Origin of the sequence: Streptomyces sp. NPDC000229, assembly GCF_040300825.1 — a bacterium.
Classification (GTDB): Bacteria; Actinomycetota; Actinomycetes; order Streptomycetales; family Streptomycetaceae; genus Streptomyces.
Window position 1 is genome coordinate 14,096 of record NZ_JBEPEL010000046.1, and the last position, 25,514, is coordinate 39,609.

Consider the following 25,514-nt stretch of genomic DNA (forward strand, 5'->3'; position numbering starts at 1 on the left):
TTCGGACGGCGGCCTGCTCGGCCGGTCGGGCACGTCCATGGGGGCGGGAGCGCCGCCCGCGCCGATGCCGGAACCGCGCAGGGCCCGGCGTCGGGTCGCGGTACGGCGGGGGCTAGCGGGCCGCGCCCACGGCAGGGGCCACACCGGCGCGCAGCGCCAGGTCCACCGCCGACTCCAGCCGCTCGGGGGGTACGCCGTCCGGGAGCGCGGCGGTGAGGAGGGCCGCCACGGCGGCCTCGTCGACGGTGCGTGCCTCCGCCCGCTCACGGAACCGGCCGATGGCCTCCGCCAGCACCTGCTGCTGTTCCCGCGTCAGGTCGTCGCCGCGGGCGAGTCCGACCGTGAGGGCGAGGAACTCCTCCTCCGAACCCACCCAGGGCGCCGCGCCTTCGAGGCCGTCCTCCGTCAGCTGCTCCGGGTAGGGGATGCGGTGCCAGGCGCCGTTCTCCCACCAGTAGACGAAGCCGAACAGATTGCCCTCGGCATCCTCGCGGAGCTGCTCCCAGGGCAGCCAGCCGGGGCCGCCCGCCAGGAAGTCGATCTGCTCGCCGTCGATGTGGGTGTGGCTGCCGTCCGGGTCCTGGCCGACGAGGACGGCACGCCCGCCGTCGACCACGGTCAGCCGCCACCAGCCGCACGCACCGGTGGAGTGGCACCACACCCCGTGCTCGTCGAGGACGTGTTCGGGCAGGCCGTCGTGGCAAGCGGCCTCCACCAGCGCGAAGGTGACGGCCCGTGCCCAGAGGCGGGCGGGGTGGTCGAGGTCCTCGGGAACGCTCGGTGTGTGCATGGTGGTGATCCCCCTTCGTACGGTGCCGGGCCAGCCTCACACAAACCCGTGGACGTGTGTGCGGCGGGCCGCCTAGGGTGGGGGCGACGCCCGCGACGACGGAAGGGAGGCGAGTGCCGTGCACCAGTCACGTTCCCCGCGCTCCCGTTCCGTTTCCCCGGCGTCCTTGGTCTGACCGGGAGCGCTTCACCTCATATGCGTCCCGGAGGACAACCCCCATGACCGATCCGGTCATCCGCGCGCTCGGCTCGAGCGACGCCCATCTCTTCGACACCCTGCCCGATCCCCTCGGCGCGCGCGCCGCACACGCGCAGAACACCCACCGGCCCGAATGGAAGCGGGTGGCACTCCGCGACGGCGAAGTCGTCGCCCGGGGCGCCTGGTGGGGCGGTCCCGACGACAACACCCCCCTCAACATCAACTGGTTCGACGTCGCCGAGGGCGAGGAGGAGGCGGGCGCACAGCTGTTGCGCACCTCTCCGTACCGGGTCGAGCTGGAGCTCAACCTGCCCGCCGGCTGGCGTGACGATCCCGGCACCCGTGCCGCCGGCGAGGCCAGGCTCCGGGCCGCGCGGGCGGCCGGCTACGAGGTGCTGGTCGAGCGGTTCATGTACCGCTGGACGCCGTCCCGCGGCCTGCCGGAGCGGCCCGGACGTCTCACGTTCGCCGCGGAACCGGACGACGCCGTGTTCTTCGACGCGCTGCGCCGCATCCACTCGGTGACCCTGGACGCCCACGCGCTGCGCGCGATCGCGGAGGGCGGGCTCGACCAGGCGGCGCAGGAGGAGCTGGACTTCTTCCACTGGTGCCCGTCCCCGCGCGCGTGGTGGCAGGTGGCGTACACCCCGGACGGCGACCTGGCCGGCATCCACATCCCCGCGCACAATCCCTCCGGGCCCTGCGTCGGGTTCATCGGCGTCGTGCCGGAGCAGCGCGGGCGGGGCTACGCCTACGACCTGCTGGCCGAGTGCACCCACTTCCTGGTGGAGCGCGGCGCCGACTTCGTCGCCGGTGCGACGGACCAGGGCAACGTCCCGATGGCCGCCAACTTCGCGAAGGCGGGCTACCCGGTGGTCCGGGAGCGCATCAACCTGGTTCCCGGCGACCGGGGTTGACGAGGGGGACTCCGGGGGCGTGCGAGCCGGCCCGCCCCCGGGTGTCACCTGTGCGCGGGCCACCCTGGCGGCGCTCGGCTCGCGGGGGTGCTTCAGTGCCTTTCCGCGACGAGGTTCCCCACCACACGGGCGATGAGGTCGTACGGCACGGGCGCCTTCAGTGGGAACTTCAGCGTGCCTTTCCCCGACCGGTAGGGCTCGGTGTCCCGTTGGAAGGCGGCGTCGCCCTCGGGGACGGGGTAGACACTGACGTGGTGCGCCCAGCCGGCGAAGTGGACGAGGTTCCGGCGGTCGAGCGTGACCGTCGGGATCCCGTAGCTGATCTTCTCCGCGACGCCCTCGGGTGCTGCCTCGTGGATGGTCCGCCTGACCCGTTGGAGGATGTCGCGGACCTCCTCGGGGAACGAGGCGATGTAGTCGTCGACGGACGCGAAGTGCTCTGCCACGGTCGTGCCTTTCGCTGCGTGTCACGCCACGCTACGGGCAGGTGCGGCTCGGCGCCCGTTCAGGACAGCACGTGCAGCGCGCCCGGCTGGACCCGGATGGTGACCGGCAGTGTCGCGTCGACCTCGCCGTCCGCGCCGTAGGGGAGGTCGCGGTCGGCCTCGACGCGGATCTCCTTGCCGCGCAGGACCTCGACCTGGGGGCGCCGCAGGTGCGCACCCGTCTTGAGTTCGTTCATCATCGTGAAGAACAGCCGTTTCGGGGCGTGCCGGATCACGACGACGTCGAGCATGCCGTCGTCGACGCGCGCGTCCGGCGCGATGCGGCGGCCGAAGCCGTAGAAGCCGGAGTTGGCGGCGACGACCGTGTAGCCGCGCCGCCGGTGCTCCGTTCCGTCGACGGTGATGCGGTACGTCGCCGGCCGCCAGCCGGCCACCGCGCGTGCCCCGCCCGCGTAGTAGGAGGCGGAGCCGCGCAGCAGCCGGGACTGGTTGGCGTACCGGTTGGCGACCGCGTCGACACCGGCGTACACGCTGCCGAGCACCGCGATCCCGGCGTGGACGGACGATTCCACCCGGATGGTGTCGAGGGTGCGGGGCGTGCCGTGCAGCAGCAGGTCCGCCAGGGCCGGGGGTTCGGTGGGCAGGTTCAGGGCCCTGGCGAAGTCGTTCCCGCGGCCGGACGGTACGAGGCCGAGGACGGCGCCGGTGCCGCTGAGCACACCGCCGACGGCGCCGGCCATGCCGTCGCCGCCGACCGCGAGCACCGTGTGGCCCTGTGAGGCGGCCTGCCGCGCCAGTTCGCGGGCGTGGTCGAGGCTGCGGCTGTAGCGGGTCTCCAGCCCTGCTCCGGCCTCCCGCAGGAGCCGGGCCACGGGCAGCAGGGCCGCCGTGCCGCTGGAACTTCCCGCGGCCGGGTTGACGACGGCGGTGAACTGTCGCATGTGCGCGCCTCCGTAGGGCAGGGCTGGGCAGGGCTCGGGGTCAGGGGTGGCGGACGGGGACGAGGATGCCGGGGTTGAGCACACCGGCCGGGTCGAGCTCCGCCTTGACGGCTTGGAGGACGCGGACGCCGAGCGGTCCCGCTTCCCGTGCGTACCCGTCACGGTGGTCGGTTCCCACGCCGTGGTGGTGGCTGATGGTGCCGCCTGCGGCCAGGATCGCCTCGTTGGCGGCGCGTTTGGCGGGCGCCCAGTGGGCGACGGGGTCCTCGCCCTGGGCGGAGACCACCGTGAAGTAGAGCGAGGCGCCGTTCTCGTACACGTGCGAGATGTGGCACATGACCAGCGGGGGTGTGCCCGCGTCGGTGAGGGTGGTGGTGAGGGCCAGGCGGACGCCCTGGTACAGCTCCGGGAGCGCGGACCAGAAGGCGGCGGTCTCCAGGGTCTCGGCGAAGGCGCCGGCGTCGAGGAGCGCGTCGCGCAGATAGGGGGCGTCGTAGCGGCCGTGGGCCCAGCGGTCGCCCGGTTCACGGCCGACGCATTCACCGCCTTCGGCGAGGAGCACCTGGTGGACGCCCGCCCGGCACTGCTCGGTGTCGGCGGCCGTTCCCTCGTACCCGACGATCGCCATGCAGCCGGCCGACCCCATGGTGTCGGCGCTGCCGATGCGGTCCGGCTGGGCGAGGCCGATGAAGGTCTCGGTCTCGTCCGAGAGGCGCAGTACGGTCGGGCGCGGGCCGTCCTGGGCGAGCTTGCGCAACGCGGCGGCGCCCTCCTCGAAGGAGGTGAAGCGCCAGCCCTCGTAGAGGCGCGCCTGCGGCAGCGGGCGGATCCGCACGGTCACCGAGGTGATCACGCCGAGGGCGCCTTCGGAGCCGAGCACGAGCTGACGCAGGTCCGGGCCGGCCGCGGAGCGGGGCGCGCGTCCGGCCTCCCAGGTGCCCTGGGGGGTGGCCACCGTGACGCCCAGCACCATCTCGTCGAACCGGCCGTAGCCCGCGGAGGCCTGGCCGCTGGAGCGGGTCGCGGCGAAGCCGCCGATGGTGGCCCATTCGTACGACTGGGGGAAGTGGCCGAGGGTGAAGCCCCGTTCGTTGAGGAGGGCTTCGGCGTGCGGCGCCCGCAGTCCGGGCTGGAGGGTCGCGGTGCGGGAGACCTCGTCCAGGTCGAGCAGGGCGTCCATGCGGCGCAGGTCGAGGGCGACGAAGGTGGAGCGTTCGGGGGCGAGGCCGCCGACAACCGAGGTCCCGCCGCCGAACGGTACGGCGCCCACCTGGTGTTCGGCGCAGACGCGGAGAACGGCGAGGACCTCGTCGTGGCTGCCGGGCAGCAGGACGGCGGCGGGGATGTCGTCGACCTCGCCGGCGCGGATGCGCAGCAGGTCGGGGGTCGACTTGCCGCGGGTGTGGCGGATGCGGGTCTCGGCATCGGTACGCAGGTGGGCCGGGTCGCCGAGGCGGTCGGTGAGGGCGCGGCGCGCCTCGTCGGTGAGCGGGGACTCGGGGACGGCGATGTCCTCCAGCGCGGTGGGGCCCTGTTCGCGCGGGGTGACGCCGAGCAGGTCGCGCAGCAGGCCGATCACGGTGTCGGGCAGGGGTGCCGCCTTGGCCGGGTCGCCCCAGCCGCTCCACAACATGTCCACGGGGTCGGTTTCCTCACCGTCGGTTCGGGATCGGGGCGTGCCCTGCGGCCCGCCTGGCGGTACACTGTGACAGATGACGCCTATTCGTCACAACCATGCGGACGGGGAAACCGTCCTCGACGCGGCCCGCGACTGCGTCCTCGCCGTCGGAGTACGCCGGACGACACTGACCGACGTGGCCCGCCGCGCCGGGGTCTCCCGTATGACGCTCTACCGCCGCTGGCCGGATGTCCGGACCCTGGTCGGGGATGTGATGACCCGTGAGTGGGTCGCCCTGGCCGTGGCGGCCATGCCCGAGCGCGAACCCGGCGCCCCCGCCCGGCGGCGACTGGTCGACGGGCTGGTCGCCGGGGTCGAGGCGTTCCGCGCGCACCCGCTCTTCCACAAGATCCTCGATGTGGACCCCGAGCTCCTGCTGCCCTATGTGCTCGACCGGCGCGGCGCGAGCCAGGACGCGTTGCTGGGCCTCATCACCGGCGCGCTGGAGGAGGGGCACGCCGACGGATCCGTGCGGGCCGTCCACACCGCCCTCCAGGCCCGGTCCGTGCTGCTGATCGTCCAGTCCTTCACGCTCTCGCTGCGCACCATGACCGACGACTCGGACCCCGGGCTCGACGAAGCGGCCTTCCTCGGTGAGCTGCGGACCCTCCTGGAAAGGACCCTCGCCCCATGAGCCACCCCGGCACCTCGCCCGCCGCCCGCTTTGGCCGTGACACGTCGCTGAGCGCGGCGCGCCGCCACCGCGAACTGGCCGAACTCGCCGACGGCGCCCAGGTCGACGTCCTGGTCGTCGGCCTCGGGGCCACCGGCGCCGGCGTCGCGCTCGACGCGGCCTCCCGGGGGCTGACGGTCGCGGCGATCGACGCCCACGACCTGGCCTTCGGCACCTCGCGGTGGAGCTCCAAACTCATCCACGGCGGCTTGCGGTACCTGGCCTCCGGGCAGTTGGACGTCGCCCATGAGAGCGCCGTGGAACGCGGCATCCTCATGGAGCGGACCGCGCCGCACCTGGTCGGCGCCCAGCCCTTCGTGCTGCCGCTCACCCCGCTGGTCTCGCGGTCGCAGGCGGCGCTGGCGCGGGCCGGGCTGCGCGCCGGTGACCTGCTGCGCGCCTCGGCACGTACGTCGCGTTCCACGCTGCCCGCGCCGCGTGCCCTGTCACCCGTGGAGACCCGGCACATGGCGCCCGCGCTCCGCACCGCCGGGCTGCGCGGGGGCCTGCTCTCCTGGGACGGCCGGCTCAGCGACGACGCCCGGCTGGTGACCGCGATCGCCCGCACCGCCGCCGCGCACGGTGCGCGCGTCCTGACCCGTACGCGGGCGCTGTCCCTCGACGGCGGCGGCGCGCTGGTGCGGGACGAACTCACCGGCGAGGAGGCCCGGATCAGGGCCCGCGCGGTCGTCAACGCCACCGGTGTCTGGGCGGGGGGCCTGATCGACGACATCCGGCTGCGCCCCTCCCGGGGCTCCCACCTGGTGCTCCGTTCCGAGGACCTCGGCTCGCTCACCGCGGGCCTGCACATCCCGATCCCCGGCGAGGCGAACCGCTTCGTCCTGGTCCTGCCGCAGGGCGACGGCCGGGTGTACGTGGGGCTGACGGACGAACCGGTCGACGGTGAGATCCCGGACGTGCCCGAGGTGCCGGAGACGGACATCGGCTTCCTGCTCGACGTCCTCGGTTCGGCCCTGGACGTGCCGCTCGGCCGTGACCAGGTGATCGGTGCCTTCGCCGGGCTGCGGCCGCTCCTCGACACGTCCGGCGGGCCGGGCACCTCAGGCCCGTCCCGTACGGCCGACATCTCCCGCAAGCACGCCGTACTGACGTCACCGGAGGGGGTCGTGACCGTGGTGGGCGGCAAGCTCACCACGTACCGGCGTATGGCGCAGGACGCCCTGGACGCCGCGGTCCGCGCACGCGGCCTCACCGCGGGGCCCTGCCGCACGGCCGGCCTGCCGCTGGTGGGAGCGGCCGCACCGGGCACGCTCGCCGCACTGGACGCTCCCCGCCGACTGGTCCGCCGCTACGGCACCGAGGCCCCGGCCGTGCACGCGCTGGGCCTCGCGGACCCGGCCCTGGCGCGCCCCGTCGTCCCGGGCCAGCCGGTCACCGTGGCGGAACTCGTGTGGGGGGTACGCCATGAGGGTGCCCTCGACGAGGCGGACCTGCTCGATCGCCGCACCCGGATAGGCGTCGTGCCGCACGACAGGGGGGCGGCGCTGGACACGGCCCGTGAGGTGCTGCACCACGAGGACGGGCGGGTCGCCCCGTAGGCACCTCAAGGGGCGTCGGGGTCAGTTGCTGTGCCTGGCCAGGCTGTAGAAGAGGATCAGCACCGCCACGGCCATCACGGTCACATGGAGCCATGCGGGCGCGGCTGAGGCGTCTTGCGAAGCGGTCACGATGGGGTTCACCGGTGCCTCCGTGTCATGTCGTGGTCGACGTCGTGGTGTTGTCGTGTCATTCCCCGCGGGTACCCCGCGGTTCGGGGCTGACGCGCCGCTACGGACCGCATCGCGCTTCGCGCCGATCGTCTCGAGACGATTGTCAGTGCGACCGCCTAGGCTTCACGACGGATGGCTCGTACGGGCGGGTTCGGGGGGAAGTCGGCGCATGTACTTCGAGCAGGTCTTCACTTACGCGTGGCAGCACAACCAGGCGGAGAAGGGCATGTCGGTCCTGTCCGTCGCCTACGAGCCGGAGGAAGGGGACGGGTCTCGGCGCTGGCTGCTGCTGGCCGGGCTGCCCATTTTCAGCGAGCAACTGGCCTTCGACGACGCCGCGCACGTGCGGGAGTTCGCCCGGGCGGTGCTCGATCTGCCGACGGTGCCCTCGTTCTACGAACGGGAACTCCACCTCAGTGAGACCAGTGCGCGAACGCTGCCCTCCGGGGCGGCCGAGGAGGAGCGCTTCGCCACACTGTGGGTGGGCCGAGACCCGGACGAGGAACTGCGCGCCTACTTCGCGTACCAGTCGTACTACGCCTTCCCCGCGATTCCGGGCATGACGTCCCTGGGCCTGGAGGTGATATGCGACGACGTCGACGTGGACCGTGCGCACGCCGAGGCACGGGCCCTGCTCGCGGCGCTGGACGAGGGCGGCTGAACCCCACGGGCACCGGTCACACGGCGGTGGTCCCGGCACGCGCCAGGGCGAGCACGCCGGCGACGATCACGGCCGTCTCCCGGCCAGTGGGATGGGGTGGGGTGGCGTGGGGCGGGCGGTTTGCGGCGGGTGGACCGTCGTCCGGCGAGCCCGGACGGTTTCCCGGGGGTCAGGAGTCTGCCGGGGGTCGGCGGCTGCCGGGGCAGGTGTCATCGACCGAGGGGCGGCGTCCACCCGGAGGTCAGGCGTCCTTCAGTTCGTCCACCACCTGCCGGACCACGTCCACCGAGGAGTGCAGTGCCTCCCGGGACGCGGTGCGCGCCACCCGCATGCGTTTCGAGCCGTAGTGGACGAGGACGGAAGCGCCCGACGCGTAGACGACGGTGAGCGCGCCCGTGACGCGTTGGGGCGCCCACACCCGTTCCAGCGCGCGCACCAGCGTCGAGTGCGCCGACCACAGGGCGAGCAGCCCGCACGCCCCGCCGGCGGCCAGCGCCGCAACACCGTGGCGCGCCTCGGACAGGCCGAGGGCCGCCTCCTCCCGCGCGGTCTCGATGTCCTCGCGGACCGTGGTTTCCTCGCCAACCGTGTGGTGAACGTCCTGGACCGACTGCTCCATGAGGCGCACGTACCCGTTGCGTCCCGGAGCACACCGCCGACCGTGCGGCACGCGCTAACGCCGCAGCCATCCTCGCAGGAGACGGCTCACGGCCGGCATCGCCGCGTACGTCATGAGGATGTTGAAGACGCAGGCGATCACGGCGCTGCTGACCACCGGGTGCAGGCCCACCAGGTGCGGGACCAGGAAGTAGCTGCCGAGCAGGGAGATCGGGTAGATGGCCAGGGTGGCGCTGATCGCCATCTTCCATCGCGGGGGCGCGGGTGTGGCCGATCCCGGCTCGGCGAACCAGGTCTCCATCCCGGTGAGCTCGCGCCGCGCCACCTCGGTGTGACGGTGGCCTTCACAGCTGGCGAACCAGGCCGCCCTCTCCGGGGACTCCTGCCACGCACGGCACGCCTCCGCGTCCCGGAAGCGATGGATCAGGAACCAGGGGGCGCCGTCGGCGGACGGCCGGAACAGGCCGTGGCCCAGGTGCCCGGGGAACTGGGCCGCGCTGGCGAGTATGCCCCGCGCCCACCGCTCGAACGCGGCCTCGTGTCCCGGCTCGACCTGCCGGGCGATCAACAAGGTCACCTCGCCGGTGTCGGCAGGCACGGTCGAGTGCTCAAGGCTCACCGCAGTCACTTGCTCTCCTGATGCTCGCGCCGCGCCCATAGGCACTGTACGGTGCCGCCCGCCGCGGTGTGCGGCCGCTCCCCCGGCCACCGGGCCGGCGCCGGACCGCCGTCTCGCCAACTGCCGCGCTCCGGACCGACGTACGGCCGCCGTCGCACGGGGACGGGGAGCTGGCACGAGGCACGCACAGGATGCGCACGGAAACGGGCACCGAACGCGTGGGGAGGCGGCAGCGGCAAAACACATGCAAATCAGGGCAAACCAACACTCCAACGAGTCACTCCGCGAACCCTCGTGTCCCGCGCCGGGAGCAGCAAGGGTTTCCCCTCCTTCTCAGCGATTCGCACGTCTGACATCTTGCGTTCACCCCTTACCCATTCGGCCCGGCGGCCCGACCAGCACGCCGGGACTCGGAGGACGCGTTGATACGTCACATATCCAGTTGGCTCCCGGCGAAGTCGATCGCGGTCGCCGCGACCGTGATCGGCACCACGCTCGCCCTTGGAACCCAGGCCACGGCCGTCGGCACGGCCCCACAGGCCGTGGCCCCCGTTCCTGCTCCGGCCGCCGCACCTGCCGCCGACCCCGCCACCTCCGCCGCCCCCGCCTCCGCCGCCGCGTGGGCCGCGGGGACCCGGGCCCACCTCGTGATCACCGCCCCCGGCGGCACCTCCGCCGTGCAGTCGGCCGTGACGGCCAACGGCGGGTCGGTGTTCGCCTCCTACGACGCGATCGGTGTGATCGTCGCCCACTCCGCATCGGCCGGCTTCGCCTCCGCCATGCGGAGTGTCCCCGGAGTCCAGCAGGTGGGCGCGACGCGTACCTCGGACGTCCCGGCCGACGCGTACAACCCCGCTCTCCCGGCGAACCCGTCCCAGTCGCCGACCACGCTGACCGAGAGCCTGCGCTGGGACATGACCCAGATCAGGGCCGACCAGGCCTGGGCCGTGACCACCGGCTCCGCGGCGGTCAAGGTCGGCGTGCTCGACACGGGTGTGGACGACCGGCACCAGGACATCGCCCCGAACTTCAACGCGGCCGATTCCGTCTCCTGCGCGTACGGCAAGGCGGACACCCGCGCCGGCGCCTGGCGCGACGTCGGTACGCACGGGACACACGTCGCCGGGACGATCGCGGCCGCCAAGAACGGCAAGGGCGTCGTCGGTGTGGCGCCCGGGGTGAAGATCTCGTCGGTCCGCATCGCCGAGCCCGGCAGCAGCCTGTTCTTCGCGGAGAACACCATCTGCGGTTTCATGTGGGCCGGTGACCACGGCTTCAAGGTCACCAACAACAGCTATTACACGGACCCGTGGCAGTTCAACTGCCCGGACAACGCCGATCAGGCCGCCATCATCGAAGGCGTCCGGCGTGCCCAGGAGTACGCCGAGAGGCGGGGCTCGCTCCAGATCGCGGCGGCCGGGAACTCCAACCTCGACCTCGCGAACAAGACGGTCGACACGGAGAGCCCCAACGACTCCACGCCGGTCACGCGCACCATCACCAACGCCTGCCTGGACATTCCCACCGAGTTGCCGGGCGTCGTGACGGTCGCCGCGATGGGCAAGGGCAACGTCAAGGCCTCGTACTCCAACTACGGCAACGGTGTCATCGACATCGCCGCGCCGGGCGGCGACGGTGCGTCCGGCGTCTACTCCACCCTGCCGGGCGGCAAGTACGGCAACATGAACGGTACGTCCATGGCGTCGCCGCACGTCGCGGGTGTCGCCGCGCTGCTGGCGAGCGCCGATCCGGCCGCCACCCCGGCCGACATCCGGACCCGGCTCGGGGTCCAGGCCGTGGACGTGGCCTGCCCCTCGGACACCCGGTGCACGGGGACGACCACCAAGAACGGCTTCTTCGGCGAGGGCCAGACCGACGCCCTGAAGGCGGTCAGCGGTACGACGCCTCCCCCGGGCCCGTACTTCGAGACCACCACGGACGTCGCGATCACGGACAACGCGACCGTCGAGAGCCCCCTCACCGTCTCGGGCGTGAACGGCAACGCGCCGGCCACCCTGAAGGCGGGCGTGAACATCGCGCACACCTACCGCGGTGACCTGGTCCTCTCCCTGGTCGCGCCCGACGGGACGGTGTACCCGCTGGAGGACTTCGCCGACAACGACGGTACGGACAACGTGAGCAAGACCTACACGGTCAACGCCTCCGCCGAAACCGCCAACGGCACGTGGAAACTCCGGGTCCGTGACATCGCGAACCAGGACACCGGGAAGATCGACGCCTGGAACCTGACCTTCTGAGCACCGTCGGCCCACGGCCCCACCGTTGCGTGCCCCGCGTCAGCCGCGGGGCACGCAACGGTGCCGTGCGCGGTGGCTCACACCCGGCGCCACACCGCCATCGCGAACGAGAACAGCCCGTACAGGGCGAGCCCCACCGCCAACACCACGAGCAGCCACGGGCCGACCGGCGTGTCGGCGAAGGAGCGGATCGTGTCGTCGAGGCCCTTCACCTCGCTCGGCCGGTAGGTGACCGCGGCACGCACCGCGAACCCGCCCGCCACCATGAACACCAGCCCGCGGGCCACTCCCCCGGCCACCCCTGTCACATCCACGGCGTCGCGGACCCGGGGGCTCATGTCGCCCAGCCGCAGGTGCTTGCGGTAGGTGCGCCGGACCGCCTGCACGGCACCGACGGCGCCGGTGACCGCGATGGCGATACCGGCCGCCGCGACGAGCCACTGCCCGGCCGGCAGTTCCAGCGCGCGTGCCGTGATGTCGTGGGACTGCCGGTCGCTCTCCCCGCCACCGCCGCTGTGGTCGCCGGCGGCGAACACGAACACCGACCAGGCCATGACCCCGTAGAAGACGGTCCGCCCGGCCGCCAGCAGCCGCCGTGTCGTCTTGTGATCCCACAGCGCTTCGGTGAGCTGCCACAGCACCATCCCCGCCAGCCCTACGCCCAGCAGCCACAGGAGCACCGACCCCAGCGGTTGCGCGGCGACCTCGGTGAGGGCGCCCCCTTTGTCGGCCTGTTCGGCGTTGTCACCGAAGGCGATCCGCAGGGCGAGGACGCCGACGAGCAGGAAGATCACGCCCCGTGCGGCGAATCCCCACCGCCCCGCGACCTCGACCACGGTTCTGCCGCTCTTGCCCCTTGCCTTGCTTCGTACGCTCACTGAGCACCTCCCCCTCCCCGTTGCCCCGCGGCGGGGACCGGAAACAATGGGACGGCCCGGGGGCCGTGCCGCAAGGGACGCGAGTGCGCGGAGTTCTCGAAGTTCTTCACGTTTTTCGTCGTTCTCCGTTGTTTCCGTTATCGCCGGCCCGCAGGCCGGTCTCCCAGGTGTCGGGCGGATCGCCGCCCGGGGGAGAAAGGAGCCGAGAGGTGAGCCAGACAGACGAGGTACGGCTGGTCAGGGCGGCGCAGGCCGGGGACCAGCGGGCGCAGGACGAGCTGGTCTCGGCGTACCTGCCGCTCGTCTACAACATCGTCGGACGGGCGCTGAGCGGGCACGCGGATGTGGACGACGTCGTTCAGGAGACGATGATCCGGGCGCTCGGTGGTCTTGGTTCGCTACGGGACCCTCAGCGGTTCCGGTCGTGGCTCGTGGCGATCACCATGAACCAGATACGCGACCACCGGTTCGACCCGGCCCTCGCCTCCGCCCTGCCCGAGGGGGCGGAGCTCGCCGACCCCGGCGCCGACTTCGTGGACCTGACGATCATGCGGCTCGGCCTGTCCGGGCAGCGGCGGGAGGTCGCCGAGGCGACCCGGTGGCTGGACGACGGTGACCGGGAACTGCTGTCGCTGTGGTGGCTGGAGGCCGCGGGCGAGCTCAGCCGCACCGAGGTCGCCGACGCGATGGAGCTGACGCCGCAGCACACCGCCGTGCGCGTGCAGCGCATGAAGGCGCAGCTGGAGACGGCCCGGATCGTCGTGCGGGCACTGACGGCGGTCCCGCGCTGTGTGCTGCTGGGCGACGCGCTGGCCGGGTGGGACGGGCTGCCGTCGGCGCTCTGGCGCAAGCGGATCGCCCGGCACGCGCGCGGGTGCACGGTCTGCTCGGGTCACGGTGCCGGGCTGGTCCCCGCCGAGGGGCTGCTGGTGGGCCTGGGTCTGGTGCCGGTGGCCGCCGGGCTCGCCGGGGGCGGTGCGGGCGACACGTTCGTCCTCACGGGAGCCGGGGGGCCGGGCGGGTCCGGTACGGGTGGCCGGCGACAGGAGCGGCAGGCCCGGCGTCGGCGGCAGCGGCGGGGGGCCGTGGCCGCGGCGGCACTGCTGGTGGCCGGTGGCGGCGTGGCCGGGCTGCAGTTCCTCGGCCCCGACGAGGGCGGCCGGGAGGTACGTACGCAGAACGCGGCCGAACCGTCCCGCACACCGCTCGCGCCCTCTTCCGCCCCGGCCCGGAAGAGCGCGAGCCCGTCGGCCTCGGCATCACCGTCCGCCTCTGCGAGCCCGTCGCCCTCGGCGTCGGCGTCCAAGAAGCCGACGCCCAAGCCGACGCCCAGCCGGACGGCACCCAAGCCGCCTCCGGAGCCGTCCCCCTCCCGCACGCGGTCCGTCCCGCAGCCCGAGCGGCCGGAGGCTCCGTCCGGCTCGTTCGCGGAGCAGGTGACCCAGCTGGTCAATACGGAGCGGTCGAAGAACGGGTGCGGCCCGGTGAGCCAGAACGGCCTGCTGGACACGGCGGCACGCCGCCACTCCGACGACATGGCCGCGCGGGGCTACTTCGACCACACGAACCCCGACGGCGAGGGCCCGGGCGAGCGGGTCACGGCGGCGGGCTACCAGTGGTCGACGTACGGCGAGAACATAGCCCGTGGCCAGCAGACCCCCTCTTCGGTCATGGACTCCTGGATGAACAGCCCGGGTCACCGTGCCAACATCCTCAACTGCTCGTTCAAGGAGATCGGCCTCGGCATCCACGAGGGGCCGGGCGGGCCGTGGTGGACCCAGGTGTTCGGCGCGCGCGGCTGACCGGCCGGGGCGGCCGGGCCTGCTCCGGCGGCGGCCGGTCGCCCGCCGCCCGGTCCTGGCGACCGGTCGCTTCATGTACGTACGGCACGCTCGGCTCCGCGAGCACGGCGTGCAGTTGCTGGAAGAGGCGGCGCGCGGAGGTCGCGTTCCGGTCCTCGGGCAGGAGTTCTCCGGCAGGCCCGGGTCGAGGTACGCCGGTCGCTCAATCCGGCCTCCGGCGGCTGTGGAGCGGCATCAAGTTCGTGCAACTTCTGCGCGCTGAGGGCTCTCCACACTTCAGCGCGGGGCATATACTGCGCCGCCAGAAGCCCTGTTACACGTGTAACCGAAGCAGTCGAGCCCCACGCGCCCACCCCGGCGCAGCGCCCACCGGATCCACGCCCAGCAGAAGGAGCGGACATGACGCAATCACCCTCCACAGCCCCCGCAGCCTCCGCAGTCCCGCCACCCGGCGGTCTCGACACGGGATGGCCGCCGCCCGCCTTCCTCGCCCCCGCTCCGCCCTTGGTCGGCCAGGACGGTGTACGCGTCTTCGAGGGAGTCACTTACGCGAGCACCCCCGGATACCGGCCGCGTCTGCTCGATGCGCGGGTCCCCGCGTCCGACGGTCCGGTGCCGGCCGTGGTGTGGATCCACGGGGGCGGCTGGCTGGAGGGTGACCGCCGCTTTCCGCCGCCGACCGTTCCCGTCGAGTTGTTGCACGGCGCGGCCCTGGGCGCCGGTCTCGCTCTGGTGAGCATCGACTACCGCCACAGCCTGGAGGCACCGTTCCCGGCCCAGGTGCACGACGTGAAGGCCGCCATCCGCTACGTGCGCCGCTTCGCCGCGGGCCTGGGCATCGACAAGGACAGGATCGGCGTCTGGGGCGAGTCGGCCGGCGGCCACCTGGCCGCCCTCGCCGGGCTCGTCGGTACGAACGGTGCCGGCGGCGCGGCACTGGAAGGCGACGTCGGCGTACGCGACGAGGACAGCGGCGTCCGGGCGGTCGTCGACTGGTACGGAGTGTCCGACCTCACGCCACTGCTCTCGCACGCCCTGCCGCCCGCTCCCTCCGGCGCCGACTACCCCAACCCCTTCACGTCCCTGCTCGGTTGCGACGCCGAACAGTTGCCGGACCTCGCACGTGCCGCCAGCCCGGTCACGTACGCGGAGGCGGCGACTGCCCCGCCGTTCCTCCTGATCCACGGGACGGCGGACGGCCTCGTGCCGTACAGCCAGAGCGAAACCCTCGCCCGAGCCCTCCGGCGGGCGGGTACCGAGGTGACCCTCCGGCCGGTGGAGGGCGCCGACCACATCTTCCTCGGTACGCCGGACGTGACGCCGATCGTCACCGAGAGCGTCGCGTTCCTCGCCCGCCACCTGGGCGCCTGACCGTCCGACGCCGCACCGTGCCGCGGGACGCCGCCATGACGGTGCCCCGCGCCCGGCGGCCGACTTGCCGGCCTGTCACGGCCGGGCGGTCACGACGACTGACGGTGCACGAGGACGGGCTCCACGCCCGGGACCTCGGGCGGTACGCCGCGATCGACCAGCTCGTGCAGGGCGTCGGCGATGCTCGCGGGCGTGGGCAGGTCCAGCCGTACGGTGGTGAGCGGCGGCTGTTGCAGTGCCGACAGCACCAGGTCGTCGGACCCGACGACGGCCACCTCCTCCGGGACGGGGACGCCCCTGTTGCGGAGGGCGTGCAGCAGCAGCGCCGCGTACTCGTCGTTGTAGGCGAACACACCGTCCAGGCCCAACTCACCGCACTGACGGGCCAGTTCGGCGGCTGATTCATGGGTGTAGGCCATCTCCACCGGGGTGACGGTCGCCGTACTGCGAGAGGCGACGCCCTGGGCTCCGGCCAGGCGCGGCCGGGCGAAGGTGCTCAGGCCACGCTCCTGGGGCATGATCACGCCGAGACTCCGCCGCCCACGGGAGACGAGGTGTTCGGCGGCGAGCGCGCCGATGCGCGCATGGTCGAAGTCGACGGCGTGGACGCCGTCCACCCGTCCGGAGGCGAACGCCAGCACACCACGTACCCCGGCCCGGCGCAGGACGTCCACGGCCCGACCGGTCAGGCTGTCGCCGTCGAGCGCGACCACCGCCGCCGGACGCAGTTCGGCCCACGCCCGGGCGGCGCTCATGGCGTCGGGGAACCGCCCGGCGTGCAGCACGGTCGTGTACCCGTGGCGTTCGAGTTCGCCGTGAAGGTCGTCCATCCACGTGCTGACCAGGCGCCCCGCCGCCGAGACGGAGGCGGGCATCAGTACGAGGTTGCTCCGGCCGGCCCTCAGCGATCGGGCGGCGGCGTGCGGCACGTACCCCAACTGGTCGGCCGCGGCCAGCACACGGGCCCGTGTGGTGTCGCTGACCCGGTGCGCCTGGGTGTTGTTGAGGACGAAGGACACGGTGGCCCGTGACACGCCCGCCAGGCGCGCCACATCCGCGCTGGTGACCGCCGCCGGTGTGGTCGACTCCTTGCCCATGACGCCTTCCCCGCTTCCTCCACCCTCTCTGACCTGCCCGTTCAGGTTACACGCGTTACGTGGCGGACTTGCTGCGGTCCGCATGAAGCACGGCAACGACCACGTCCAACCGGCCGGCCGCCCTGACCGCACCAAGCGGCCGCACCGCACCGGCCGCAACGGCAGTGTGCTGCCCAGGCGGTGCTTCCAGGCCCACATCTACCCGTCCACAACGGCAGCCACCAGATCGCCCCGCAAGTGGCTACACGTGTCACTGCATCGCCCCAGGTGGGCGGTCACGGTTGGCAGCCGAATCGCGCCAGGGCCTACCCAAGGCGCCTCCCGGGTGCTACACAAGGCGTACCGATCGCCGATGACACGTGTAACCACCCACCGTCGTCCGGCGCTTCCCCCTCCCCGCTCCCGCTCACGGCCCACAGGTCTCAGCTCAGCGCTCCACTCCGCTCCCGAGGAGTCGACATGCATGCCCCATTCCCTTGCACCGCGGCCCACGCGGCCCACGCGGCCCACACACCCACACGCCCCGGTGGTCGCCATGACCAGCGATGACCTGATCCAGCCGATCCGGCCCAAGGCGCCCGAGACGGCACCCGCACCGCACCGGCGCGGCCTGATGCTGCTTCTCCTGGTCGCCAACTCCTCCATGCTCGCTGTCTACATGGGGGTGGGGGCGGTACTCCTGCCGACCCACATCGCCATGATCGACCCCGCGAACAAAGTCGCCATCCTGGGCATCGTGGGCGGTGTGAGCTCGGTCTTCGCGACCGCGTGCAATCCGATCGCCGGCGCGCTGTCGGACCGCACCGGCCGCAGGAACCCGTGGATCCTCGGTGGGGCGTTCGCCTCCCTCGCGGGACTGGCGTTCCTCGGCAGTGTGCACACCGCTGTGCTGGTCGGCATCGGATGGTGCCTGGTGCAGGCGACGATGAACGTCTACCAGGCCGCCGTCACCGCCGTCGTACCCGACCGGATACCGGCTGCCCGCCGCGGCACGGCCTCCGCCCTGGTCGGACTGGGACTGCCGATCGGCGGCACCGTCGGCGTGATGATCGCTTCCCGGACGGCAGACCGGTTGACCGTCGGCTACCTGGTGCTCGGTGCCGTGGTGGCCGGTGCGGCGCTCCTCCTCACCGCCTTCTGCCGCGACGTACCGCGGCGGGAGCCCGCCCCCTCCGTCCCCCGGCGCGAACGGCTGGCCGCCTTCCTGTCCGCCCTGACCAACCACGACTTCCGGTGGGCGTTCGTCGGGCGGGCTCTGATGGTGCTCGGCTACTTCTCCGTCGTGGGCTACCAGCTGTACATCCTGGACGACCACATCGCACTGCCCGCCGGCCTGGAGCCGGCCGAGGCCATGGCGGTGCTGACGCCGGTGTCGATGGCCGCGATGGCCCTGTCCACGGTGGTGGGAGGCCTGCTGTCCGACCGGTGGAACCGGCGGAAGGTCTTCGTCGGTGTGTCGGCGGCGCTCGCCGGAATCGTGATGGCGGTGCCGGTGATCAGCCCGACCTGGGCCGGCATGCTCACCTTCAGCGCCCTCAACGGCCTTGCGTTCGGCTGTTTCATGGCGGTCGACACGGCGGTGGTCACCCTCGTCCTCCCGCGTGCGGAGGACGCCGCCCGTGACATGGGCGTACTGAACATCGCCAACGCCGGACCACAGATCGTCGCCCCCTTCGTCGCCTCGGCCATCGTGACCGCCCTGGGCGGTTACACGCCGCTGTTCCTCGTCGGCGGCGCCCTGTCGCTGTTGGGCGCGCTGGCCATCCTGCCGATCCGCGGAGTGCGCTGACGCCTTCCGCTCCTTCCCAGTCCCCGGCGGGCGCACGCCGGGGGTCGTGCGCCCGCCGGACCGTCTTCCCCACTCCCGTCCCCCTCCGCCTCTCCCGTCGAAGGAGCACACCGTGAGACGTAAGCGACTCCTGCCCGTTGCCACCCTGCTGCTGTGTACACCGGCCCTTGCCGGTACGGTGCCGGCGACCGCCGCTCCGCAGGCCGCGCCGTCCGATCCGCTGCGCATCCTGCTGACCAACGACGACGGTTACAACGCTCCTGGCATCCGCCTGATGTTCCAGCGTCTCACCGCCGCCGGTCACGACGTCACCATCGTCGCCCCGCTCACCAATCAGAGCGGCTCCGGGACGAAGTTGACGAGTGGTACCACCGTCACGGTGAAGCACCCCGAGCCCCGCGTGTGGGCCGTCGACGGCACACCCGGGGACTCCGTATCGTTCGGCATGTCCGAAGTGTTCGCCGACCGCGCGCCCGACCTCGTGGTGTCCGGCACCAACTTCGGTCCCAACGTCGCCGCTCTCGCCACCCATTCCGGGACGGTCGGCGGCGCGGTGGCCGCTCTGGAACACGGTGTGCCCTCGATCGCGGTGAGCACCGGTGGACTCGCGGTCCCCGTTCCGGAGCCCATCTTCAACGCCATGCGGCCCACCAACGACTTCACCGTCAAACTCATCGAGCGGCTCCAGGCGCGGGCGAAGAACGGGCGGCTCCTGCCCGAGGGTGTGGGCCTGAACGTCAATCACCCGGTGGTCGGTGCGGACGGGAGGGGGACCGCTCGCGGTGCCGCCGTGACGGCCCAGGATCCGCAGCCCGTGCTCAGGGCGGACTACACCGATTCCGGTGACGGGACCTGGAAGGTGGACCTCGGCCTGGTCCCCGCGACGGCCGAGGAGGGCGGCGACGTGGCGGCGATCAGCGCCGACAAGGTGTCCATCACGCCCATCGCTCCCGACTGGAACGCCGGCAGCGTCGACTTCGCCAGGACCGCGACGCTCCTCACCGGCCTGCGCCCGTAGCCGTACGACACAAGGGCTCCCCGTCCTGGCGGCTCTGCGCTCAGGGCGGGGACGTGTTCCACCCGGCTCCGCCTGGGCGGCCGGCCTTGTGAAGGGCCACTGGGGAGCGTTCGCCCGCACCGGGTGCCCGGTACGTCCCAGGACTCGAGGGTCAGCACCGGGCACCGGGACGTCCGCACCCCGTTCGGGGTTGGCTGCCGACCACGAGTGCGACTTCTGGGGTCGGCAGGCAGGGCCGGAGGGTGCCCGGAGAAGCCCGGCCATGGGTCCGTTCCCCCGCGAACACCTCGCGGAGGGGATGAGGAGGTGAACCTTTCTCCTCGTACCGTCGTCCTTCATGACGAGGCTGGACATGAACAGCGTGTCGTATCCACGGAAGTGAGTTGCCATGCAGGAGAACGACCCGGACAAGCTCGAAACCACCCTGGCCGACGGCCGGCGCATGGTCCTTTCCCTCCCCGAGACGGACGCGGGGTGGGCGGCCGACGGCATCAGGGCGCTGCACGCCGTCCCGGCCACGCACACGGGCCGTGCCCAGACGCCCCCGCCCCTTCCCGCACGCCCCGCACTCCCCCTCGAAGTGGCTGTGCTCGGGCTGGGCGCCTAGGTCGTAGGCGCGAGCGGTAACCCCCAGGGGCGTTCCGCCTGGGCTTCCGGCGCGTGGAGCCGGTGCCTTCTCCTACCCTGTCTTTGGTCGTTGAAGCAAGGGTTCAGCAAGGAGTGCCGAGAGGCATATCCTCGGGCCATGGGGTCGGTGGGTCATTGTCTTGCCGATGACCTAGGCGCCGGCTGACCGCACGGTGCTCCGCCACGTGGAAGGGAGCGGCCGTGGAGTCGGCGAGGAAAGCGGACGTGGGCCTGGACCGCGACGTGTTCATGCGCGGCCTCATCCGGGAACTGGCGACTTCCCTGGAGTCCGTGGTCGGGCTGGAAGAAGCCTCCGGTTACATCAGCCTGGTCGGCCAGTCGGTCGGCTCGCAGATCAACCACGCGTACACGGCGGCCCTCGGTGTGCGGCGGCTCACCAGGGAGCAAGTCGCCGACGTCCTGGTCGATCTCAAGCAGCGCATCAAGGGTGATTTCTACATCATCTCCCAGGACGACGAGAGAATCGTCCTGGGCAGCCGCAGCTGCCCGTTCGCCGAGAAGGTGCTGGGCAGGGAGTCCATGTGCATGATGACGTCGAACGTCTTCGGCACCATCGCCGCCCAGAACCTCGGTTACGCCCGTGTCGAGCTGGAGGAGACGATCGCCCGCGGCAGCTCGGGCTGCCGGGTCGTCGTGCATCTCACCCCCGACCTGGACATGGACGACGAACCCGGCCGCGAGTACTTCGGCGACGCGCATCCGCCGGGGTCCGCCGGCGCCGCCCCGACGGTCCCAGCGGGGGAGTGAGATGGACCTGGCGGCTTTCCGCGCCGTGGCGAAGCTCCTCCCGCACGCGGTCCTCGTGTGCACCGCCTCGGGCAGGATCCTGACCGTCAACCCCGCGACGTACCGGACCGTGGACACCCTCCGGCCCGGTGCGCACCTGCTCGAGCTGGTGCTCGACGCCGACGCGGTGTCGAAACAGCTGGCGCAGTGGCTGCGCAGCGGATCAGCTCTCCCCGGAGTCATGACGGCACGTGACGGCGAGGGCCGTCCGGTGCGGCTGCGGTGCCACGGTGCGCGCGCCACGTGGTGGCAGGGCCCCGAGCCGGCGCTCCAGCTCCACCTGTCCCGGCTCGACGTCAGTGACCGGTTCGTGGCCCTCAGCCAGCGGGTCAGTCTCATGCACCAGCAGATGGCCTACCGCCGGGCGATCGCCGAGCAGCGGGACAGGCTGCTGCGCGCCGAGACCGAGGCCCGCGCCCGGATGCAGCGCCTGTACCGGCTCACGGCCGCGCTCGCCGCGAGCGCCAATCTGACCGAGGTGTGCGAGGCAGTGCACAAGAGCGCGCCACAGGCCCTCGACGCGGTGGATGTGACCCTGGAGCTGCATCCGCGTCGGATCGTGCCCTCTCTCGCGCCCAGCGACACGCTTCCGGTCACGACCGCGTCCTGGACCGATCTCGACCAGCTGCACGGTGCCTCACCCGCCGCTCCGTCCCAGGACACGTCGCACCGTGTGCCGCTGGAGGCGGAAGGTGTCGTCCTGGGCAGCCTGGTGGTGCACCACGCCCCGGGAGCCGAGCCGGACGTCGACTACACCACCGCCATCGCCCAGCAGATCGCCCAAGCCGTGCGCCGCGCCGGTCTGTTCGAGCACGAGCATCGCCTGGCCGTACGGCTCCAGCGCAGTCTGCTGCCCCGCCTGCCGGAGGTCGACGGTCTGGACATCGCCAGCGGATACGCCCCCGGTACGCACATGGTGGACGTCGGCGGTGACTGGTACGACGTCCACCTGCTCGGCGAGGACACCGTCGGCTTCACCATCGGTGACGTCGCCGGTCACGGCATCGCCGAGGCCACGGCCATGGCCCAGATCAGCACCGTGCTCCGCAGCATCTCCCGTCGGCACAGCGAGCACCTGCCGGCGGTGATGGCGGAGCTGAACGACTTCCTGGGCACATACCACGAAGGGCTGATGGCCACCGCCTGCTACGCCACGTACCACCACCGCGACCGGACCCTGCGCTACACCCGGGCGGGGCACCCGCCGCCCCTGCTGGTCCACGCCGACGGTTCCACCGAGTACCTGAACAACGCGCTCGCCCCACCGCTCGGCCCGGTGCCGTTCACCCGCTTCCCGCAGTCGGAGATCACACTCCCGCCGGACTCGACGCTGGTGTTCTACACCGATGGCCTCATCGAACGCCGGGGCGAGAGTCTCGACGTGGGCCTGGACCGCCTCGCCCGTACGGCGGCCACGACCGTCGGTCTCGACGCGCAGGACACATGTGAACTACTCCTCCACGAGCAGCCCGACACCGACATGCCCGACGACCGGGCGCTGCTGATCGTCCGCTTCCCCCCGAATGACACCGACTGAACACGCCCTTCAGTCCTTAGGGTGCACGTCGGTCGTGGCCATCGACTCGGAGGTGAGAACCGGACAACGGGGGGAAGAAGTAGCGGCAGCGAAGGGAGGCTGCTGTGGACGGTGAAGCTCTGAGACTCGGGGACGTGTTGGCCGAGGCGGCGGACGCTTCCCCGGTGGAGTCCGTCGACGTCGTCGCCCGTCACCTGCAAAAGCGCTTTCACGCGGTGTGCGTCTCCTTCCTGTTCGCGGATCTCATCGGGGAGAAACTGGTCCGGCTGGCCATCGCCGATGGAGTGCGGACCGAACGGAGCGGGGACGGGACCACGCGCATCGGCCTGCGCGGCAGTGTGTACGAGAAGGTGCTGCTGTCACAACGCCTGCATGTGCAGCCGGACGGCGCCGGCGCCCGGCGGGTCGTCGCGCCGGTCACCAACCGGGGCGACTGCATCGGCGTCCTGGAGATGACGCTGCCGCACACGGACGAGCTGATTTTGCGCCAAGTGAACGAGGCGGCACGGGCGTTGGCGTACATCATCGTCACGGACCGGCGGTTCACCGACCTCTACCACTGCAGTCGGCGTACCACGCCGACCAGCCTGGCCGCCGAGATCCAGCACAACCTGCTGCCGTCGGCCTCGTGTTGTGAGGCGGCACAGTTCTCCGTGGCCGGTGGACTGGTGCCCGCCGATGACATCGGTGGTGATACGTACGACTACGCGCTGGACCGCGAAACACTGCACCTGTCCATCACCGACGCGATGGGGCACGACACCCAATCCGCCTTGCTGGCCACCCTTCTGGTGGGAGCGCTCAGGGGCGCCAGACGGGCGGGTTGCGGCATCGCGGAGCAGGCCCGCCGGGCGCATCAGGCCCTGGTCGACCACGGCTGCGGCATCGCCACCGGCCAGTTGCTCCGCATCGACCTTGACAGGGGCGGCGTCCAACTGGTCAACGCCGGTCACCCGCGCCCCTTGCGGTTGCGGGACGACACGGTGGAGGAGCTCGCCCTCTCCGTCAACCTCCCCTTCGGGGTGCCCTCCCCCACCCCGTACAAGGTGCAGGAACTGGGCCTGCGTCCCGGTGACCGGCTGATCATGCTCACCGACGGGATGCAGGAACGCGCCGCGGCGGCAGTGGACCTGCCCGCCGTGGTCCGCGACACCCGCGGACTCCATCCGCGCGAGACGGTCACCGCCCTGGTCGGCTCGGTGCGGACGGCGTGCCGCGACCGGCTGGCGGACGACGCCACCGTGCTGTGCCTCGACTGGTACGGCACCGACGCGACCGGCCGGCGGGTCTCCCGGTACGCGTAGACCGGGCGCGGGGGCGTACGGAACGGCGGAACGCGCCAACCCGGTGATCGCAAAGACGGCGCATGACCGGGGCCTGTCGGCCGGGTTGAAGAACAAACTGCCCGAGGTCCCGGCCGGGCACCTGGCCCCAGGCCTGCTGACCGGTGCGGTGCGGGTCCGGGTCCCGGTGCCCGTACCGCCGGTCGGTCTCAGTCGGCGTCGACCAGCTCGGGGTGGTGGCGGCGGGCGACCTCGGGATGGGCCCGGATCCAGCCCTTGAGCTCGTTGCGGCCGTACTCGGCGTGCAGAGGGTTGGTGTGGTCGTGCTCGATGCCCGGCGCCTGGCTCAGATAGGCACCCGGGACGGTGTCGATGACGGCGTCGAGGCGGGGGTTGTAGAAGAAGGGCACGGAGAAGCGCTCCACCGCGCCCGGCGGGCTGACGACCCGGTGGTCGGTCGCCGCGAGGTAGCCGTTCGTCGCTATCTCCAGCAGTTCGCCGAGGTTCACGACGAACGCGCCCGGCAGGGGCGGCACTTCGAGGAACGTGTCACCGGAGCGGACCTGCAAACCGCCCACACCGTCCTGGAGCAGCAGCGTCAGGAAGCCGTAGTCCTTGTGGGCGCCCACCCCCTGGCCGCTGCCGGAGGGCGCCGATCCGGGGTACCGGATCAGCTTGGTGTGCAGGTGGGGTCGCTCGGCGAACGCCTCGTCGAAGAAGTCGCCGGGCGCCCCGATGGACACGAGCAGTTCCCGCAGCAGCCGGTGGGCCACCGTTGCCAGCCGGTCCTGCCAGGCGAGCACCACCGTACGGAGCTCCGGCAGGGCGGCGGGCCACTGGTTGGGGCCCTCCAGCCACAGGTACGCCGGGTCGTGCGGGCCCAGCGCGGGCGCGGGTCGTTCGGCGCCGACGTCGAGCTGATCGCGCCAGTCGGAGCGGCCGCCGGTGAGTTCGTGCCCGACGCGGGTGTAGCCGCGGAAGTGCGGCGAACGCAGATTGCTCACGGCCAGCCGATCGGCCTCCGGCAGCGCGAAGAACTCCCTGGTGACGCGGAGGATCCGGTCCGTCTCCGCCGGGCTGACGCCGTGCCCGGTCAGATGGAGGAACCCGACGGCGTGCGCGGCGTCGTGGAGTTCCTTGTGGAACGACTCCCGGGTCGCGGGGTCGTCGGCCATGGAGAGATCGATGACGGGCAGGGAGCCCGGGAACGCTTGTGGCATGGACGGCATGATGGCCTTCCGTTCGCGATGTGACGAGGCCCTGCCCCCGGAGATGGCGGGATCGCGGGGGTACGGAGAGCCGCCGGCAGGGGTGGACCCGGGGACCGCGTGTCCGCGACAGGACCGAGGGGGACGTAAAGCAGGAGGGTCGGTCCTGCGGCGGACAGCTCATGGCCGTGACGCGTGCGTGGTCCCATGTGTCGGCGCATCGCGCGAGGAGTCACCCGGCGAGCTCGGCCCGCACCGCTGCGCCGGAACGGAGACGTTGGCCGCATCGGCCCCTTTCGGCGAGTGCCGATCGATACGGGTCGGCCTCGTGGGCTCGGTTCCGGGGCGCCCCCGCCGGACGGGAGACCCGATGACCGTCCCGGAGGGGCCGCACCGGTCGCCATGGCGCGTGGGAGTGCCGCACGACATGGCGGCCGGGGGTGCTTGGCCGGGGCCTGCGGGCCCGGGGCCGGGGGCCGGTGCGGCGGCTGGTTCGGCGGCTGGTTCGGCCCGGGTCGCCCGGTCGGGCTGCCGGGCGCCGGGACGGCGTGGTCGCGCCGGGGTGCTC

General features: G+C 72.2%; 22 protein-coding genes. 13 read left to right on the forward strand and 9 right to left on the reverse strand.

Annotation, left to right across the window (positions count from 1 at the left end; translation table 11 throughout):
* Nucleotides 1-112 precede the first annotated feature (112 nt).
* Nucleotides 113-790 carry a hypothetical protein gene (locus ABT360_RS21780; protein ID WP_351818891.1) on the reverse strand — a complete coding sequence of 226 codons (678 nt, stop codon included), beginning with the start codon at nucleotides 788-790 and terminating at the stop codon, nucleotides 113-115.
* 218 nt (nucleotides 791-1,008) lie between these two features.
* Between ABT360_RS21780 and ABT360_RS21785 the strand changes: the two genes are divergently transcribed.
* Nucleotides 1,009-1,905: a GNAT family N-acetyltransferase gene (locus tag ABT360_RS21785; RefSeq protein ID WP_351818894.1), complete on the forward strand. Its 897-nt coding sequence runs from the start codon at nucleotides 1,009-1,011 to the stop codon at nucleotides 1,903-1,905.
* A gap of 92 nt (nucleotides 1,906-1,997) precedes the next feature.
* Here the strand turns inward: ABT360_RS21785 and ABT360_RS21790 are convergent, their stop codons facing one another.
* Genes ABT360_RS21790 through ABT360_RS21800 form a run of 3 tightly spaced genes read right to left on the reverse strand, consistent with a single transcriptional unit; the run spans nucleotide 1,998 to nucleotide 4,931 of the window.
* Nucleotides 1,998-2,351 (reverse strand): iron chaperone, encoded by a 354-nt coding sequence (locus ABT360_RS21790; RefSeq protein ID WP_351818897.1) that lies wholly within the window; start codon nucleotides 2,349-2,351, stop codon nucleotides 1,998-2,000.
* Between the two features lie 59 nt (nucleotides 2,352-2,410).
* Nucleotides 2,411-3,292: a diacylglycerol/lipid kinase family protein gene (locus tag ABT360_RS21795; protein ID WP_351818900.1), complete on the reverse strand. Its 882-nt coding sequence runs from the start codon at nucleotides 3,290-3,292 to the stop codon at nucleotides 2,411-2,413.
* A 40-nt stretch (nucleotides 3,293-3,332) separates the two neighbouring features.
* Nucleotides 3,333-4,931, reverse strand: coding sequence for an FAD-binding oxidoreductase (locus ABT360_RS21800; RefSeq protein ID WP_351818903.1), 1,599 nt, complete (start codon nucleotides 4,929-4,931; stop codon nucleotides 3,333-3,335).
* 73 nt (nucleotides 4,932-5,004) lie between these two features.
* On the opposite strand from ABT360_RS21800, the gene ABT360_RS21805 reads away from it, so the two are divergent.
* The 3 genes from ABT360_RS21805 to ABT360_RS21815 all read left to right on the forward strand — a co-directional run bounded on the left by ABT360_RS21805 (nucleotide 5,005) and on the right by ABT360_RS21815 (nucleotide 8,034).
* Nucleotides 5,005-5,604, forward strand: a complete 600-nt coding sequence (locus ABT360_RS21805; protein WP_351818906.1) for a TetR/AcrR family transcriptional regulator — start codon at nucleotides 5,005-5,007, stop codon at nucleotides 5,602-5,604.
* Entirely contained in the window at nucleotides 5,601-7,202 is a 1,602-nt protein-coding gene (locus ABT360_RS21810) for a glycerol-3-phosphate dehydrogenase/oxidase (protein WP_351818909.1), read from the forward strand. The genes ABT360_RS21805 and ABT360_RS21810 overlap by 4 nt, the downstream gene beginning before the upstream one ends.
* Before the next feature lie 340 nt (nucleotides 7,203-7,542).
* Entirely contained in the window at nucleotides 7,543-8,034 is a 492-nt protein-coding gene (locus ABT360_RS21815) for a hypothetical protein (RefSeq protein ID WP_351818912.1), read from the forward strand.
* Between the two features lie 241 nt (nucleotides 8,035-8,275).
* On the opposite strand, the gene ABT360_RS21820 is transcribed toward ABT360_RS21815, so the two are convergent.
* Together ABT360_RS21820 and ABT360_RS21825 are read right to left on the reverse strand one after the other, a co-directional pair.
* Nucleotides 8,276-8,653 (reverse strand): phage holin family protein, encoded by a 378-nt coding sequence (locus tag ABT360_RS21820; RefSeq protein WP_351818915.1) that lies wholly within the window; start codon nucleotides 8,651-8,653, stop codon nucleotides 8,276-8,278.
* A 54-nt stretch (nucleotides 8,654-8,707) separates the two neighbouring features.
* On the reverse strand, nucleotides 8,708-9,280 hold the full coding sequence (locus ABT360_RS21825) for an antibiotic biosynthesis monooxygenase (RefSeq protein WP_351818918.1): 573 nt from the start codon (nucleotides 9,278-9,280) through the stop codon (nucleotides 8,708-8,710).
* Between the two features lie 470 nt (nucleotides 9,281-9,750).
* Between ABT360_RS21825 and ABT360_RS21830 the strand changes: the two genes are divergently transcribed.
* Nucleotides 9,751-11,529 (forward strand): S8 family peptidase, encoded by a 1,779-nt coding sequence (locus ABT360_RS21830; RefSeq protein ID WP_444852302.1) that lies wholly within the window; start codon nucleotides 9,751-9,753, stop codon nucleotides 11,527-11,529.
* 77 nt (nucleotides 11,530-11,606) lie between these two features.
* Here ABT360_RS21830 and ABT360_RS21835 read toward each other — a convergent pair whose 3' ends face one another.
* On the reverse strand, nucleotides 11,607-12,407 hold the full coding sequence (locus tag ABT360_RS21835) for a DUF1206 domain-containing protein (protein WP_444852299.1): 801 nt from the start codon (nucleotides 12,405-12,407) through the stop codon (nucleotides 11,607-11,609).
* A 209-nt stretch (nucleotides 12,408-12,616) separates the two neighbouring features.
* Between ABT360_RS21835 and ABT360_RS21840 the strand changes: the two genes are divergently transcribed.
* Nucleotides 12,617-14,209, forward strand: a complete 1,593-nt coding sequence (locus tag ABT360_RS21840) for a sigma-70 family RNA polymerase sigma factor (protein WP_351818924.1) — start codon at nucleotides 12,617-12,619, stop codon at nucleotides 14,207-14,209.
* 399 nt (nucleotides 14,210-14,608) lie between these two features.
* Nucleotides 14,609-15,580 (forward strand): alpha/beta hydrolase, encoded by a 972-nt coding sequence (locus ABT360_RS21845; RefSeq protein WP_351818927.1) that lies wholly within the window; start codon nucleotides 14,609-14,611, stop codon nucleotides 15,578-15,580.
* Between the two features lie 89 nt (nucleotides 15,581-15,669).
* On the opposite strand, the gene ABT360_RS21850 is transcribed toward ABT360_RS21845, so the two are convergent.
* Nucleotides 15,670-16,677: a LacI family DNA-binding transcriptional regulator gene (locus ABT360_RS21850; protein WP_351818929.1), complete on the reverse strand. Its 1,008-nt coding sequence runs from the start codon at nucleotides 16,675-16,677 to the stop codon at nucleotides 15,670-15,672.
* A gap of 535 nt (nucleotides 16,678-17,212) precedes the next feature.
* On the opposite strand from ABT360_RS21850, the gene ABT360_RS21855 reads away from it, so the two are divergent.
* The 6 genes from ABT360_RS21855 (at nucleotide 17,213) to ABT360_RS21880 (ending at nucleotide 23,759) form a co-directional block, all read left to right on the forward strand.
* A complete protein-coding gene (locus ABT360_RS21855; protein WP_351818931.1) occupies nucleotides 17,213-18,466 on the forward strand; it encodes an MFS transporter in 1,254 nt (417 codons plus the stop codon).
* A gap of 112 nt (nucleotides 18,467-18,578) precedes the next feature.
* A complete protein-coding gene (gene surE, locus ABT360_RS21860) occupies nucleotides 18,579-19,484 on the forward strand; it encodes a 5'/3'-nucleotidase SurE (protein ID WP_351818934.1) in 906 nt (301 codons plus the stop codon).
* Nucleotides 19,485-19,872: 388 nt separating this feature from the next.
* Nucleotides 19,873-20,091: a hypothetical protein gene (locus ABT360_RS21865; protein WP_351818937.1), complete on the forward strand. Its 219-nt coding sequence runs from the start codon at nucleotides 19,873-19,875 to the stop codon at nucleotides 20,089-20,091.
* A gap of 221 nt (nucleotides 20,092-20,312) precedes the next feature.
* Nucleotides 20,313-20,879, forward strand: a complete 567-nt coding sequence (locus ABT360_RS21870; RefSeq protein WP_351818940.1) for a methanogen output domain 1-containing protein — start codon at nucleotides 20,313-20,315, stop codon at nucleotides 20,877-20,879.
* 1 nt (nucleotide 20,880) lies between these two features.
* Complete coding sequence (locus tag ABT360_RS21875; protein WP_351818943.1) at nucleotides 20,881-22,455, forward strand: SpoIIE family protein phosphatase; 1,575 nt, start codon at nucleotides 20,881-20,883, stop codon at nucleotides 22,453-22,455.
* 104 nt (nucleotides 22,456-22,559) lie between these two features.
* Nucleotides 22,560-23,759, forward strand: a complete 1,200-nt coding sequence (locus tag ABT360_RS21880) for a PP2C family protein-serine/threonine phosphatase (protein WP_351818946.1) — start codon at nucleotides 22,560-22,562, stop codon at nucleotides 23,757-23,759.
* Nucleotides 23,760-23,947: 188 nt separating this feature from the next.
* On the opposite strand, the gene ABT360_RS21885 is transcribed toward ABT360_RS21880, so the two are convergent.
* On the reverse strand, nucleotides 23,948-24,958 hold the full coding sequence (locus ABT360_RS21885) for an isopenicillin N synthase family dioxygenase (RefSeq protein ID WP_444852300.1): 1,011 nt from the start codon (nucleotides 24,956-24,958) through the stop codon (nucleotides 23,948-23,950).
* Nucleotides 24,959-25,514: the final 556 nt, after the last annotated feature.

Excerpts from the sequence above, each read along its gene's own strand:
- ABT360_RS21780 (WP_351818891.1), bottom strand. The coding sequence starts at position 790 with ATGCACACACCGAGCGTTCCCGAGGACCTCGACCACCCCGCCCGCCTC.
- ABT360_RS21785 (WP_351818894.1), top strand. The coding sequence starts at position 1,009 with ATGACCGATCCGGTCATCCGCGCGCTCGGCTCGAGCGACGCCCATCTC.
- ABT360_RS21795 (WP_351818900.1), bottom strand. The coding sequence starts at position 3,292 with ATGCGACAGTTCACCGCCGTCGTCAACCCGGCCGCGGGAAGTTCCAGC.
- ABT360_RS21805 (WP_351818906.1), top strand. The coding sequence starts at position 5,005 with ATGACGCCTATTCGTCACAACCATGCGGACGGGGAAACCGTCCTCGAC.
- ABT360_RS21810 (WP_351818909.1), top strand. The coding sequence starts at position 5,601 with ATGAGCCACCCCGGCACCTCGCCCGCCGCCCGCTTTGGCCGTGACACG.
- ABT360_RS21815 (WP_351818912.1), top strand. The coding sequence starts at position 7,543 with ATGTACTTCGAGCAGGTCTTCACTTACGCGTGGCAGCACAACCAGGCG.
- ABT360_RS21820 (WP_351818915.1), bottom strand. The coding sequence starts at position 8,653 with ATGGAGCAGTCGGTCCAGGACGTTCACCACACGGTTGGCGAGGAAACC.
- ABT360_RS21845 (WP_351818927.1), top strand. The coding sequence starts at position 14,609 with ATGACGCAATCACCCTCCACAGCCCCCGCAGCCTCCGCAGTCCCGCCA.
- ABT360_RS21850 (WP_351818929.1), bottom strand. The coding sequence starts at position 16,677 with ATGGGCAAGGAGTCGACCACACCGGCGGCGGTCACCAGCGCGGATGTG.
- ABT360_RS21855 (WP_351818931.1), top strand. The coding sequence starts at position 17,213 with ATGACCAGCGATGACCTGATCCAGCCGATCCGGCCCAAGGCGCCCGAG.
- ABT360_RS21865 (WP_351818937.1), top strand. The coding sequence starts at position 19,873 with ATGCAGGAGAACGACCCGGACAAGCTCGAAACCACCCTGGCCGACGGC.
- ABT360_RS21875 (WP_351818943.1), top strand. The coding sequence starts at position 20,881 with ATGGACCTGGCGGCTTTCCGCGCCGTGGCGAAGCTCCTCCCGCACGCG.
- ABT360_RS21885 (WP_444852300.1), bottom strand. The coding sequence starts at position 24,958 with ATGCCACAAGCGTTCCCGGGCTCCCTGCCCGTCATCGATCTCTCCATG.